Below are 13868 nucleotides of genomic sequence, written 5' to 3' on the forward strand. Positions count from 1 at the left end.
TCAACCTACCTGCGGCCGGTCGCCTCCCCCGTCGTGCCGCGGGCCGTGCCGGGCGGCGCGGACTCCAGCGGGTCGGGCAGGTCGCGGAAGGTCGGGTCCTCCCGCTCGGCGGTGTAGTCGCTCTCCGCCGTCGCGTCGACGCCGTCGTCCACCTTGGCCGCGCGCAGCGCCATCGTCGCCAGCACCGTGACGACGAGGTTGACCAGCAGCGCGAGGAAGCCCGCGTAGACGCTGGACTGCGCGTCCAGGCCCAGCTTGGACAGGGCGAACGCCGACCCGCCGAAGTGCTCGCGGAGGACCGTGCCGTCCGGCGCCAGCCGCGGGATGTTGTAGAGCATCAGCAGGCCCGCGGCCATGCCCGCGACCCACCCGGCGATGAGCGCGCCGCGGTGCAGCCAGCGGGTGTAGAGGCCGAGGGCGACCGCGGGCAGCGTCTGCAGGATGATCACGCCGCCGATGAGCTGCAGGTCGATGGAGAACTGCGGGTCGATGAACAGGATCGCCGCGACCGCGCCGACCTTCACCACCAGCGAGGTCACCTTGGCGACCTGCGCCTCCTGCCTCGGCGTGGCGTCCTTCCTGAGGAACTCCTTGTAGATGTTGCGGGTGAACAGGTTCGCCGCGGCGATCGACATGATCGCCGCCGGCACCAGCGCACCGATGCCGATGGCGGCGAAGGCGATGCCGGCGAACCAGCTCGGGAACATCTCCTGGAACAGCACCGGGACGACGGTGTTGCCGTCCTCGCCGATCGGCGTCACCCCGGCCGCGATCGCCATGAAGCCCAGCAGCGCGATGAAGCCCAGCGCCAGGCTGTAGACCGGCAGCGCGCTCATGTTGCGCTTGAGCACGTCGCGGTTGCTGGCCGCGAGGACGCCGGTGATCGAGTGCGGGTAGAGGAACAGGGCGAGCGCCGACCCCAGGGCCAGCGTCGCGTACTGCCACTGCCCGGTGCCCGGCAGCAGCACGCCCGCGCCGGTGCCGGCGGAGAACTTCTCCTCGGCCGCGCCGAAGATCACGTCCCAGCCGCCGAGCTTCACCGGGATGACGATCACCGCGACGATGATCGTCAGGTAGATGAGGGTGTCCTTGACGAACGCGATGAGCGCCGGCGCCCGCAGCCCCGAGTTGTAGGTGTAGAGCGCCAGGATCACGAACGCGACGATCAGCGGGAGCTCGCCCTCCACGCCCATCGCCTTGAGGATCGCCTCGATGCCGACGAGCTGGAGGGCGATGTAGGGCATCGTCGCGACGATCCCGGTGAGGGCCACGAGCAGCGCCATCGTCGGGGAGTCGAACCGGGCGCGCACGAAGTCCGCCGGCGTCACGAACCCGCGCACGTGGCTGACCGACCACAGCCGGATGACGACCAGGAACACCAGCGGGTAGATGACGACCGTGTACGGGACGGCGAAGAACCCGGCCGCGCCGGCGCCGAACATCAGCGCGGGGACGGCGACGAACGTGTAGGCGGTGTAGAGGTCGCCGCCCAGCAGGAACCAGGTGATCCAGGTGCCGAAGCTGCGCCCGCCCAGCCCCCACTCGTCCAGGTGCATGAGGGTCTCGGCCCGCCGCCAGCGCGAGGCGACGAACCCCATGACCGTGACGACCAGGAACAGGACGATGACGATCGTGAGCTCGACGACGTTGACCCCGTCCACGGCTCAGCGCTCCCTGTCCCGCTCGATGGCGGCGCGGGCGGCGGCCCGCTCCTCCGGGCTGCGCCGGGTGGCCCGGTAGACGACCACGGTGGTCAGCACGCCCAGCCCGACGAACAGCAGCTGCACCCAGTAGAAGAACGGCCAGCCGAAGAGGGTCGGCTCGACGCGGTTGTAGAACGGCACGACCAGCGGCACCACGATCGGCACCAGCAGCAGCCAGTTCCAGGGGCTGCGGTCGCTCCTCCGGGGGACCGCGCCTCCCGTCGGCGGTCGTTCGGCGGTGGCCACGGCGCCCTCCCCGTCTCAGCCGGCCGTGCGGGCCGGGTCCCCTCCTGCCGACCGGCCCCGGTGCACCGTCCACGGGTCGGTGCGGCGCCGGGAGGCGACCGCCTCGACCCTGCCGGACAGGTCCGTGGCCAGCACGTCGGCGACCACGGGGACCCAGGGCCACTCGGAGGCGAAGTGTGCCACGTCACACAAGGCGGGACCCCCGTCCTCCCGCGCCTCGGACACGGGGTGGTGTCGCAGGTCGCTGGTGAGGAGGACGTCGGCGCCGGCCGCCGTCGCCTCGGGCAGCAGCGAGCCGCCGCTGCCCCCGCAGACGGCGACGGTGCGCACCGGCCGGTCCGGGTCCCCGGCCGCGCGGACCCCGCCGGCGGTCTCCGGCAGGACCTCCGCGGCGAGCGCGGCGAAGCCGGCCAGCGTGGTCGGCCGCGGCAGCTCCCCCACCCGGCCGAGCCCGGCGCGGGAGCCGGGCGCCACCGGCTGCAGCGGGCGGGTGCCGGTCAGCCCGAGGACGGCGGCCAGCGCGTCGTTGACGCCGGCGTCGGGGGCGCGGTCGGCGTTGGTGTGCGCGACGAACAGCCCGCAGCCGGCGCGGACCAGCCGGTGCACCAGCCGCCCCTTGGGGTCGTCGGCGGGGACGCCGTGCACCGGGGTCAGGAACAGCGGGTGGTGGGTGACCAGCAGCCCGGCGCCGAGCTCGAGCGCCTCGTCGACGACGGCGGCCACCGGGTCGACGGCGACCAGCACGCGCTCCACCGGCTCGGCGGGGTCCCCGCAGACCAGGCCGACGGCGTCCCAGCCCTCCGCGAGCGCCGGGTCGTAGCGGGCCTCCAGCGTGGCGACGACCTCGCCCAGGGTGGCGGTCACGGGCGCCGACGCTAGCCGAGCGCCGTCCCGCCTCCGGCGGCCGCGGGTGGCAGGCTCCAGACCGTGGCGGACAGGTCGCTGCGCGCACCCGCGTGGCTCGAGGAGCTGCTCCGCACCACTCCCCCACCCGTGCCGTGGCGCGACGTCGTCCGGTTCGCCGTCGTCGTGCCCGCGCCGCTGGCCGTGGCGCTGGCCGTCGGCGGGCGGACGGCGCTCGGCGCCGGCGTCTTCGCCACCACCGGGGCGCTCGCGGCCACCCTCGCCCCGCAGGGCGGCCCGCTGCGCGACCGGCTGCGCCGCACCGCCGCCGCGGTCGGCCTCGGCGCGGTCGGCCTGGTCGCCGGGCAGTTCGCGAGCGGCGGCGGCGTGCTGCCGGTGGTGGTCGTGGCGGTGCTGTCGGCGGCCGCGGCGGTGATCAGCGCGGTCAACTCGGCGATGTCGCTGGGCGCGCTGCAGCTGCTGGTCTACACCGCGCTGGCGTCGGGGCTGGTGACGCCGCTGCCCGCGGCGGCCGAGGTGGCGTTCTTCGCCGCCGGGGCGGCCTGGGCGACGCTGGCCACCCTGGTGCAGGCCGCGACCGAGCCCAGCGACCCCGACCGCAGCGCCGTCGCCGCGGTGTTCACCCGGATCGCCGGGCTGCTCACCGCCGTGGGCACCGAGGGCACCGACGACGCCCGCCGCGAGCTCACCACCGCGCTCAACGCCGCCTACGACCGGGTCATCCGCACCCGCAGCCTCGCCGCCGGGCGCAACCGGCAGCTGTCGGAGCTGGCCGGCGTCCTCAACGCCGCCGCCCCGCTGGTGGAGGCCGCTGTCGCCGCCGCCCGCACCGGGGTGCACGCCGACCCGCACGACGTGACGGCGGTGCACGCCCTCGCCGCCGCCGTCTCCGGCAGCCGCGAGCTGCCCGACGAGCGCCCGCCCGCCCTCGACGACGGGCCGGCCGTCCGCCGCGCGGTGCGCCACGGGGTGCGGCTGGCCTGGGCCGTCGTCGGCGACCCCGAGGAGCGCGCGGGAGCCGCCGTCACCCCGCCCCGGCCGCCCTGGCGGGACCGGCTGCGCGACCTCGCCGACCGCACGCTCGGCAGCACCGACACCCGCGAGTTCGCCCTCCGGCTGACGCTGTGCATGACCATCGCGGAGGTCGCCCGCCAGCTGCTGCCCATCGAGCGGCCCTACTGGGTGCTGCTCACCGTCGCGATCGTGCTCAAGCCCGACTACGGATCGGTGTTCACCCGGGCGGTGCAGCGCGGCGCGGGCACCCTGCTCGGCGTCCTCATCGGCTCGCTGCTGCTGTCGGTGCTGCCCCGCGACGGGTGGGTGGTGGTCGCCATGGCCGTCGCGGCCGGGCTGCTGCCGTGGGCGCGCGGCGCCAACTTCGGCCTGTTCTCGGTCTTCCAGACGCCGGTGATCATCCTGCTGCTCGACCTCGCCGTCCCCGGCGGGCCGGAGCTGGTCGGCGCCCGGCTGGTGGACACCCTCATCGGCTGCGCGATCGTGCTGGTCGCGGGCTACCTGTTGTGGCCGCAGACCTGGCGGGCGCCGCTGGAGGACGCCCTGCGCGCGGCCGCGCTGGCGCTGGACGCCTTCGTCGGCGCCGCGTTCGGCGCGGACCCGGTCGCGCGCCGGCGCGCCCGCCGCGCGACCTACCGGGCGCTCACCGAGCTGCACACCCAGCTGCAGCGCCGGCTGGCCGAGCCGCCGCCGATCAGCACCCGCGCCGGTGCCTGGTGGCCGGTCATCGTGCAGCTGGAGCGGACCGCCGACGCCGTCACCGAGGCGGTCATCGCCGTCAACGGCGGGGAGCCCGGGCCCGACCCGTCCCAGGTGGCGGTGCTGCGGCGGGCGCTGCGCGAGCTGGAGGACGACGTCCGCGCGCACCGGGTGCCCGACGACGCCGAGATCCACGCCGACGGCGTCCTGGCCCCGGTCGCCCGCGAGGTCGACGCCGCCCGCCGACTGGTCCGCGACGCCGCCCCCGGCCGTCGCCCCTAGACCGCGGCGCCCGGGAGCTGAGCCCCGGTCGCCCCCACGGGACCGCGGCGCCCGGCGGCTGAGTCGCCGCTGCCCGGGAGCTGCGCTGTCATGGACGGGTGCCGCTCCGCCGTCATCGCCCCGCGCCCGTCCCGCCCCGCATCCCGGTCGTCCCGGGGATCGACGGACCGCCCCCGCCGGGCTCGCGCACCGTCCGCACCGACGACGGCGTGGACCTGCACGTGGAGTTCGACGGACCCGAGGACGCCCCGGTCACCGTGGTCTTCTGCCACGGCTTCACCGCCCGCCTCGGCGAGTTCCAGCTGCAGGTCGAGGCGATCCGCGACCGCGCCCGCGTCGTGCTGTGGGACCAGCGCGGCCACGGCCGGTCCCGCTGGGTCGACCCGCGGACGGCGACCATCGACCGCACCGCCCGCGACCTCGGCCAGGTGCTCGACGCCGTCGTCCCCGCGGGCCGGCCGGTGGTGCTCGCCGGGCACTCGATGGGCGGCATGACGATCATGGCGTTCGCCCGGCAGCGGCCCGAGCTGTTCGGCACCCGCGTCGTCGGCGCGTTCCTGCTGGCCACCTCGGCCGGCGGCCTGGTCGCCCGTGGGCCCCTGGGGTTCGCGGTGAAGGCGATGCGCACGCTGCACCTGCTGGGCCTCTACCTGTGGTGGCTGCGGCTGCTGGCCCCCGGGCTGGAGCGGCTGCGGCGGCGCGGCACGTGGCTGGGCCACCGGTTCACCCGCCGCTACCTGTTCGGCCGCGACGACGCCACCCGCGAGGCGGTCCGCGTCGTGCAGGCGATGCTCGAGGAGACGCCGCTGACGGTGACCATGGCCTTCTACGGCACCTTCCTCGACCACGACGAGACGGCGTCGCTGCCGGTGCTCGGGCGGGTCCCGTGCACCGTCGTCGCGGCCGAGTACGACCGGCTGACCCCCGCCGACCACGGCCGGCAGCTGGCCGCGGGGATCGGCGAGCGGGCCGAGCTGGTCGTCGTCCCGGGCGCCGGGCACAGCGTCAACCTCACCCGCACCGCCGTCGTCGACCGGGCGCTCACCGACCTGCTCGACCGGGTGGGGGCGGCTGGTCCCGGCGCCGTCCGGCAGGCAGGCTGACCGCGGACCTGCCTACCGTGTCCGGCACCACACGACCGTGTTCCGACGGCCGGGTCGCTGGATACGGGACCGGCCGACACCGTCTCGACGAGTTGGGGAGCGACCGTGGACCGCCTGAGCGCGACCGATGCCGGCTTCTACTACGCGGAGACCGAGAACGCACCGCTGCACGTGGGCTCGGTGGCGGTCTTCGAGGGACCGGCGCCGTCCTACGGCGACCTGGTGCGCCTGCTGCTGAGCAAGCTGCCGCTGGTGCCGCGCTACCGGCAGCGGGTGCGGGAGGTGCCCTTCAACCTGGGCCGCCCGCTGTGGGTCGACGACCCGCACTTCCAGATCCTCTACCACGTGCGGCACACCGCGGTGCCCAAGCCCGGCGGTGAGGAGCAGCTGCGCAACCTCGCCGGCCGGGTGCTCGGCCAGCGCCTGGACATGGCCAAGCCGCTGTGGGAGGTGTGGCTGGTCGAGGGGCTGGAGGACGACCGCTGGGCGATCATCTCCAAGGTCCACCACTGCATGGTCGACGGCATCGCCGGCACCGACCTGATGCAGGTGATGTTCGACCTCGACCCGAACGCGGAGCACAAGGCGCCGCGCGACTGGTCGCCGCAGCGCAGCCCCTCGGGCGTCGAGATGGTCGCCGGCGCGCTGACCGAGACCGTCACCGCTCCCCTGCGCCAGCTCGTCCACGGCCCCGAGGCCGTCAGCAACGGCGCGAGGGGGCTGTTCAACAGCGCGAAGGTGGCGGTGTCGTCGGTCCCGCAGCTGGCCCGCCAGGCGCTGACCCCCATGGCCCGCACGCTCACCGGCCCGATCGGCCCGCACCGGCGCTGGGCGTGGGCCGACGCCGAGTTCGAGGACCTGCGCACCGCCCGCAGCGCGCTGGGCGGCACGGTCAACGACGTCGTCCTCACCGCCATCACCCGCGGCTTCCGCGACCTGCTCAAGGGCCGCGGGGCGCTCGGCGGCGACACGGTCGTCCGCACGATGGTGCCGATCTCGGTGCGCAAGGAGGGCGAGCGCGGCTCGCTGGACAACCGGGTGACCGCCGTCTTCGTCGACCTGCCGGTCGGTGAGGCCGACCCGCGGGCCCGGCTGGCCGCGATCAAGCAGCAGATGGACGAGTACAAGCGGACGATGCAGGCCGTCGACGCCCGCTCGATCATCGGGATGGGCGACTACGTCGCGCCGACGCTGCTGGCCCTCGGGGTCCGGGCGGCCATGCAGACCGGCCAGGTGTGGTGCCAGGCGGTGACGACGAACGTGCCCGGCCCGCGGGTGCCGCTGTACGTGCTCGGCAAGCGCATGGTGTCCGCGCACCCCTACGTGCCGATCGCCGGCGGCACCCGGATCTCCATCGGGATCTTCAGCTACCTCAACTCGATGACCTTCGGCATCAACGCCGACTTCGACGCCTTCCCCGACGTCGACGTGCTCTCCGAGGGCATCTGCCGCGGCATCGCCGAGCTGGTCGGGCTCGCCGCGGAGCGGCAGCCGGCCGCGGCCACGCCGTGACCCGGCGGTCGCCGGGCGTGACCCGGTTCACGCCCGGCGACGCCGGGTAGCGCGCCGTCGTGACCGTTTCCGAGACCGATCTGACCGTCGCCGTCACGGGCCCCACCGGCACCTTCGGGGAGGGCCTGGTCCCGCTGCTGCAGGCCGACGACCGGGTCCGCCGGGTGGTCGGCATCGCCCGCCGCCCCTTCGACCCGGCGGCCCGCGGCTGGACGAAGATGGAGTACCGCCGGGGCGACGTGCGTGACGCCGACGCCCTGAAGGAGGCGTTCGCCGGCGCCGACGTCGTCGTGCACCTGGCGTTCCTCATCACCGGCAACGCCTCGCGGCAGACCACGCGGGCGATCAACGTCGACGGCACGCTCAACGCGTTCCGGGCCGCGGCCGCCGCCGGTGCGCGCCGGTTCGTCTACGCCTCCTCGCTCGCCGCGTACGGCTTCCACCGGGACAACCCGGTGGGCATGACCGAGGACTGGCCGGTGCGCCCGGCGTCCCGGCTGTTCTACGCGCAGGAGAAGGCCGAGCTCGAGCAGCTGCTGCAGCAGGAGGCGCAGGACCACCCGGAGCTCGGCCTGTACCTGCTGCGCCCGCCGGTGGTGCTCGGTCCGCACACCGTCGGCGCCAAGGACCTGCTGCCCGGCCCGCTCGCCCCGCTGGGACGGTGGCTGGCCGAGCAGAGCACCCGGCGGCTGCCGGTCCCGGTCCCGGTCGCGGTGCCGGCGCTGCCGCTGCAGTTCGTCCACGAGGACGACGTCGGCTCCGCGCTGCTGCAGTGCGTCGTCGCCGCCGGCCCGCCCGGGGCCTACAACATCGCCGGCGACGGTGTCGTGACCGCCGCCGACGTCGCCCGCGAGTACGGCGCCCTGCCGCTGCCGCTGCCGGCCGCGCCGGCGCAGTTCGCGGCCCGCGCGGTGTCCCGGCTGCCGTTCCTGCCGCCGGCCGCCGAGTGGGTGGAGGCGGCCAGCCACCCGGCGATCATGGACACCACCAAGGCGAAGCGGGAGCTGGGCTGGCAGCCGCGGTACACGGGCCTGGAGGCGTTGCGCGCCACCCTCGACCGGGGCTGAGACCGGCCCGCGTCGCGCCGCGCGGGAGCAGGATCGGCGCCTCCGCCGGCGCCGGCCCCGTCACCGGCGGGGCGCCCGCCCGTTGGACCCGGCGCCGGCGCGCCGCGACGAGCCCCGAGGAAGGAGTGCGCATGACCCCCGGAGCGGACGACGACGTCCCCCGCATCGTGCTGGTCGACGCCGCGAGCGAGGTCGAGCGGCGGATGGTGACCGAGGCGCTGCCCCCGGGCGGGACGGTCCTGCCGCTGAGCGGCGCGGCGCTGGCCGGACCGCTGGCCGACGCCGACCCCGCCACCGTGGTGACCGCGACCCGGGTGGCGTGGACGCCGCTCCGCGGCGCCGAGGTGACCCGCCGCGGGCCCGGCCGGCGCGGGCGGTGGTCGGCGGCCCGCCCCTCGCTGCTGCGCCGCCCGCCGGCCCCGCTGCAGGCGGCCGCGGTGCGCCGCGACCCGGACCGGGCGCGGGTCGTCGTCGCCGAGCCCGCCACCGTGGGCGAGCTGACCGGCCGGTGGGACGGCACCGGCAGCCTCGCCGCGTTCGTCGCGCACCAGGCGGCGCTGGCGCTGGACCGGGCCGAGCGGCAGGTGGTCGGCGACCGGGCCAAGGTGCCCCGGCACGTCGCCGAGGCGATCCGGCACAGCCCCGAGTGGCGCGCGGAGGTCGCCGCGCTGGCCGAGCGGCTGGAGCGGCCCGAGGAGGAGGTGGCCGCCGAGGCCGCCGCCGACCTCGACGAGCTCGTCGCGGCGATGGACCCGGCCGCCGTCGAGGTGTTCACCGGGCTGCTGCGGCCGGTGCACGCCCGCGCCTGGGACGTGCAGGCCGACACCGCGCGGCTCACCGACCTGCGCGAGCTCAACCGGACGCACCCGCTGGTGTTCCTGCCCAGCCACCGCTCCTACGTCGACCCGCTGGTCCTCGCCGACGTGCTGGCGCAGCACGACTTCCCGCGCAACCACGTGCTCGGCGGGGAGAACCTGCGGTTCTGGCCGGTCGGGTCGATCGCCAAGCGGGCCGGGCTGATCTTCATCCGGCGCAGCTTCGGCGACGACCAGGTCTACAAGACCGCCGTCCGCGAGTACCTGGCGTTCCTGCTGGCCAAGCGGTTCAACCTCGAGTGGTACATGGAGGGCGGCCGCTCCCGCACCGGCAAGCTGCGTCCCCCGCGGCACGGGCTGCTCGGCTTCGTCGCCGACGCCGTGGAGCGCAAGCGGGTGGAGGACGTCTACCTCGTCCCGGTGTCCATCACCTACGACCAGCTCCGCGAGGTGTCGGGGATGGCCGCCGAGCAGGGCGGCGCCGCCAAGCGCGGCGAGGGCCTGTCGTGGATGGCGTCCTACATCCGCGAGCAGGTGCGCACGCCGCTGGGCACGGTGCACGTCGGCTTCGCCGAGCCGCTGTCGCTGGCCGCGGCGCTGCGCGGCGCCGACCCGGCCGACCCCGGCTCCCGCCGGCTGAGCCTGCAGAAGGTGGCCTTCCAGGTCGCCGTCGGCATCAACGACGTCACCCCGGCGACGGCGACGGCGCTGGTCACCCTCGCCCTGCTCGGCGTGCGGGACCGGGCGCTGACGCTGGCGCAGGTGCAGCGGGTGCTCGAGCCGCTGCTGCGCTACCTCACCGAGCGGGACCTGCCGCACTCCGGCGCCGCCCTGCAGACGCCGCGCGGCGTGCGGCGGGTGCTCGGCGCGCTGGCCGGGCAGGGCGTGGTGACCGCCTACGAGGGCGGCGAGGAGCCGGTCTACGCGATCGGACGCGGGCAGCACCTGGTCGCCGCCTTCTACCGCAACAACGCGATCCACCACTTCGTGGACCGGGCGATCGCCGAGCTGGTGATGCTGCGCGACCCGGCCGACCGCTGGGACGAGGCCTACCGGCTGCGCGACCAGCTCAAGTTCGAGTTCTTCTTCCCCGAGCGCGACGCCTACCGCGACCGGCTGGCCGGCGAACTCGAGCGGCTGGACCCGGGGTGGGAGACCGCCGACGGCCGCGACGTCCTCTGCCGCGCCGACCTGCTGGTGGCCCACCGGGTGCTGCGGTCCTTCGTCGACGCGCAGCTCGTCGTCGCCGAGCGGCTGGCCGCCCGCGACCCGCGGACGCCGGTCACCGAGCCGGAGTTCCTCGCCGAGTGCTCCGGCGTGGGCCAGCAGATGCTGCTGCAGGGCCGGCTGCACGGGCCCGAGTCGCTGTCCCGCGAGCTGTTCGCCGGGGCGCTGCGGCTGGCCGCCAACCTGGACCTGGTCGACCCCGGCCGGGACGACCTGGCCCGCCGGCGGCAGGAGTGGGCCGCTCAAGTCCGGGACGTCGTCGGCCGAGTAGTGGTGATCGACGAGTTGGACGCCGCGGCGCGGCGGGAGAGCGTGGGGGTGGAACCGTGACGGCCGAGACGTCGACGGGGGGCGGGCTGCGCGAGCAGGCGGCCGCCATGGCCCGGAGCAACGTCTGGACCGAGGACCAGCTGATCGCCGACGTCGAGGCGGCGCCGCCCGGTCCGCGGGTCGGGGCGTTCTTCGACTTCGACGGGACGGTGATCGACGGCTACTCGCTGGCCGCCTTCGCCCGCCACCACCTGCGCTCGCTGCACGTCACCCCGACCGACCTCGGCCAGCTGCTGCTCACCGGTCTGCGCGGGGTCACCACCGAGGAGGACTTCGAGCGGTTCACCGTCGCCGGCATGCGCGCCTGGGCCGGCCGCAGCGAGGACGAGCTGGCCGAGCTCGGCGAGCGGCTGTTCGTCCAGGGCATCGCGGGCTCGCTGTACCCCGAGGCCTGGCGCCTGGTCACCGCCCACCTGCAGGCCGGGCACACGGTGGTCCTGGCCTCGTCGGCGACCCGGTTCCAGGTGGAGCCGGCCGCCCGCGCGATGGGCGTGGAGCACGTGCTGGTCTCCCCCGTCGAGATCGTCGACGGCGTCTGCACCGGCCGCCCGGGCGGCCCGCTGCTGTGGCGGGCGGGCAAGGCCGCGGCCGTGCGCGCGTTCGCCGAGGAGCACGGCATCGACCTGCTGCAGAGCTACGCCTACTCCAACGGCGACGAGGACGTCCCCTTCCTGCGCACCGTCGGCCGCGCCCGCGCGCTCAACCCGGGCAAGGGGCTGACCGCCGCGGCCCGGCACTACTCGTGGCCGGTCGCCCGCTTCAAGCGCCGCGGGAGCACCTCCCCGGCCGACGTCGCCCGGACGCTGGCCGGCGTCGGCGGCATGTTCGGCGGCTTCGCCACGGGCCTGGCGGTCGGCGCGCTGGGCGGCTCGCGGCGGGAGGCGGTCGACCTCGGCCTCACCCTCGCGGGTGAACTCGGCAGCGCGCTGGCCGGCGTCCGGCTCGACGTCCAGGGCGCCGAGCACCTGGCCACCCGGCCCGCGGTCTTCCTGTTCAACCACCAGAGCCAGCTCGACGTCCTCATCCTCGCCAAGCTGCTGCGCGGCGGGTTCACCGGCGTGGCCAAGAAGGAGCTGGCGCGGACGCCGGGCTTCGGGCTGGCGTTCCGGCTGGCCGACGTCGCCTTCGTCGACCGCGGCGACCCCGCCCAGGCACGCCGCGCGCTGGAGCCGGCCGTGCAGCGGCTCAAGGAGGGCATCTCGCTGGTCGTCGCCCCCGAGGGCACCCGCTCGGCCACCCCGACGCTGGGCCCGTTCAAGAAGGGCGCCTTCCACGTCGCGATGCAGGCCGGCGTGCCGATCGTCCCGGTGGTCATCCGCAACGCCGGCGAGCTCATGTGGCGCGGCGCGACGACGGTCTCCCCCGGCACCGTGCAGGTGCGGGTGCTGCCCCCGGTCGACACGAGCGACTGGACGGTCGAGGACCTCGACCGGCACGTGACCGAGGTGCGCGACTCCTTCCTGGCCACGCTGGCCAACTGGTCCGGGCGCACCCGGCGGCCGGTGGTGGCCGAGTCGCCCACCGCCGAGGACGGCGCGCCCGCTCCCGCGGTCCCGGCCGCGCCGCTGGACTGGGGCACCTCGCCGGAGATGAACCCCATCGAGACGGCGATGTGGCGCGCCGAGGCGGCCGACCCGCGGCTGCGCGCCAACGTCACGCTGCTCGAGGTGCTCGAGACCGCGCCGGACTGGGACCGCTTCCTCGGCGCGCACGAGTGGGCCTCGCGCATGGTGCCGCGGATGCGCCAGAAGGTGGTCGAGCCCGCGCTGGGCGTCGGCGCGCCCCGCTGGGCGACCGTGGACGACCTCGACCTCGGCCGGCACGTGCGCCGGGTGCGGCTGGAGGAGCCGGGCTCGACGCGGCAGCTGCTCGACGTCGTCGGGGAGTTCGCCTCCGCGCCGCTGGACCGCGACCGGCCGCTGTGGGAGGTGCTGCTGGTCGAGGGCCTGGCCGAGGGCCGCGCCGCCTACGTCGTGAAGACCCACCACAGCACCACCGACGGGCTGGGCGCCGTCCAGCTCATGGGCCTGCTGCACCGCCGCAGCCCCGACCGCGACCCCGCCCGCCCCGAGCCGCCGGCCCCGGTGCCCGGCGAGGTCTCCCGCGTCGGTGCGCTGACCGAGCAGCTGGTCGGGACGGCGCGGTCGGTGCCGCTGGCCGCGCTGCGCCGCGGCGTGGAGGCGCTGGGCACCCTGCGCCACCCGCGGGAGGTGGCGGCGCAGGCGCTCGACGCCGCCCGCGCGGCGACGAAGACCCTCGCGCCGCCGCGCGGCAGCTCCCCCGCGCTCGCCGCCCGCGGCGGCGACTGGCGGTTCGAGGTGCTCGAGGTGCCGCTCGCCGACCTCAAGCGGGGCGCGAAGGCGGCCGGCGGGAGCCTCAACGACGGCTTCCTCGCCGCGGTGGTCGGCGGCTTCCGCCGCTACCACCAGCGCACCGGCGCCCCGCTGGCCACGATGACCGTCGGGATCCCGATCAGCCTGCGCGCCCGCGACGACGCCCAGGGCGGCAACCGGTTCACCGGCGCCCGGTTCACCGCGTCGCTGGCCGAGGCCGACCCGGCCGCGCGGATCGCCACCATCCGCCAGTTCGTCCTCTCGGCGCGGGAGACCAGCGCCGGCGGCGTCACCGACGACCTGCTCGGCCCGGCGCTGCACTGGCTCCCCGCGCCGGTCGTGGGCGCGGTCTCCGGGCGGCTGACCAGCGCCAACGACGTCCAGGTGAGCAACATGCCCGGCGTGGCGCACCCGGTGTACATCGCCGGCTCGCGGATCCTGCGGATGTACCCGTTCGGGCCGCTGCCGGGGACCGCGGCGATGGTCACGCTGCTCTCGCACGAGGACACCTGCTGCATCGGCGTCAACCTGGACAGCGCCGCGGTCACCGACCCGGCGGGCCTGGTGGCCGACCTCCAGGCCGGGCTGGACGAGGTGGTGGCGCTCGGGCAGGTGTGAGCGGGGGCTCCCGCGGTACTGCACCGGGTTGTAACCCGCGTCACAGCCCAGGGAG

Annotated in this window: 9 protein-coding genes; 6 read left to right on the forward strand and 3 right to left on the reverse strand. The window is 75.9% G+C overall.

Annotated elements, in window-relative coordinates; all coding sequences use genetic code 11:
* Nucleotides 1–5: 5 nt before the first annotated feature.
* The 3 genes from mctP to ACFO3M_RS00205 are packed head-to-tail and all read right to left on the reverse strand — an operon-like array spanning nt 6 to nt 2813.
* The gene (gene mctP / locus ACFO3M_RS00195; protein WP_387984797.1) at nt 6–1661 is read right to left on the reverse strand and encodes a monocarboxylate uptake permease MctP; all 1656 of its coding nucleotides are present in this window, start codon (nt 1659–1661) and stop codon (nt 6–8) included.
* A 3-nt stretch (nt 1662–1664) separates the two neighbouring features.
* A complete protein-coding gene (locus tag ACFO3M_RS00200; protein WP_387984799.1) occupies nt 1665–1949 on the reverse strand; it encodes a DUF3311 domain-containing protein in 285 nt (94 codons plus the stop codon).
* A gap of 15 nt (nt 1950–1964) precedes the next feature.
* On the reverse strand, nt 1965–2813 hold the full coding sequence (locus tag ACFO3M_RS00205; RefSeq protein WP_387984800.1) for a Nif3-like dinuclear metal center hexameric protein: 849 nt from the start codon (nt 2811–2813) through the stop codon (nt 1965–1967).
* A gap of 63 nt (nt 2814–2876) precedes the next feature.
* Between ACFO3M_RS00205 and ACFO3M_RS00210 the strand changes: the two genes are divergently transcribed.
* The 6 genes from ACFO3M_RS00210 to ACFO3M_RS00235 all read left to right on the forward strand — a co-directional run bounded on the left by ACFO3M_RS00210 (nt 2877) and on the right by ACFO3M_RS00235 (nt 13813).
* Nucleotides 2877–4808 (forward strand): FUSC family protein, encoded by a 1932-nt coding sequence (locus tag ACFO3M_RS00210; RefSeq protein ID WP_387984802.1) that lies wholly within the window; start codon nt 2877–2879, stop codon nt 4806–4808.
* Between the two features lie 209 nt (nt 4809–5017).
* Nucleotides 5018–5911, forward strand: coding sequence for an alpha/beta fold hydrolase (locus ACFO3M_RS00215; protein ID WP_387984804.1), 894 nt, complete (start codon nt 5018–5020; stop codon nt 5909–5911).
* Between the two features lie 105 nt (nt 5912–6016).
* Entirely contained in the window at nt 6017–7423 is a 1407-nt protein-coding gene (locus tag ACFO3M_RS00220) for a WS/DGAT/MGAT family O-acyltransferase (protein ID WP_387984806.1), read from the forward strand.
* 59 nt (nt 7424–7482) lie between these two features.
* Nucleotides 7483–8490, forward strand: a complete 1008-nt coding sequence (locus ACFO3M_RS00225; RefSeq protein WP_387984808.1) for an NAD-dependent epimerase/dehydratase family protein — start codon at nt 7483–7485, stop codon at nt 8488–8490.
* 131 nt (nt 8491–8621) lie between these two features.
* On the forward strand, nt 8622–10862 hold the full coding sequence (locus tag ACFO3M_RS00230; protein ID WP_387984810.1) for a glycerol-3-phosphate 1-O-acyltransferase: 2241 nt from the start codon (nt 8622–8624) through the stop codon (nt 10860–10862).
* Nucleotides 10859–13813 carry a wax ester/triacylglycerol synthase family O-acyltransferase gene (locus tag ACFO3M_RS00235; protein WP_387984812.1) on the forward strand — a complete coding sequence of 985 codons (2955 nt, stop codon included), beginning with the start codon at nt 10859–10861 and terminating at the stop codon, nt 13811–13813. Before ACFO3M_RS00230 ends, ACFO3M_RS00235 begins: the two co-directional genes overlap by 4 nt.
* Nucleotides 13814–13868 lie beyond the last annotated feature (55 nt).

It is taken from the genome of Geodermatophilus arenarius, from assembly GCF_042654585.1.
Lineage (GTDB): Bacteria > Actinomycetota > Actinomycetes > Mycobacteriales > Geodermatophilaceae > Geodermatophilus > Geodermatophilus arenarius.

What these genes read in the sequence shown, in the direction of transcription:
- ACFO3M_RS00230 (WP_387984810.1), top strand. Translation starts at nt 8,622, where the DNA reads ATGACCCCCGGAGCGGACGACGACGTCCCCCGCATCGTGCTGGTCGAC.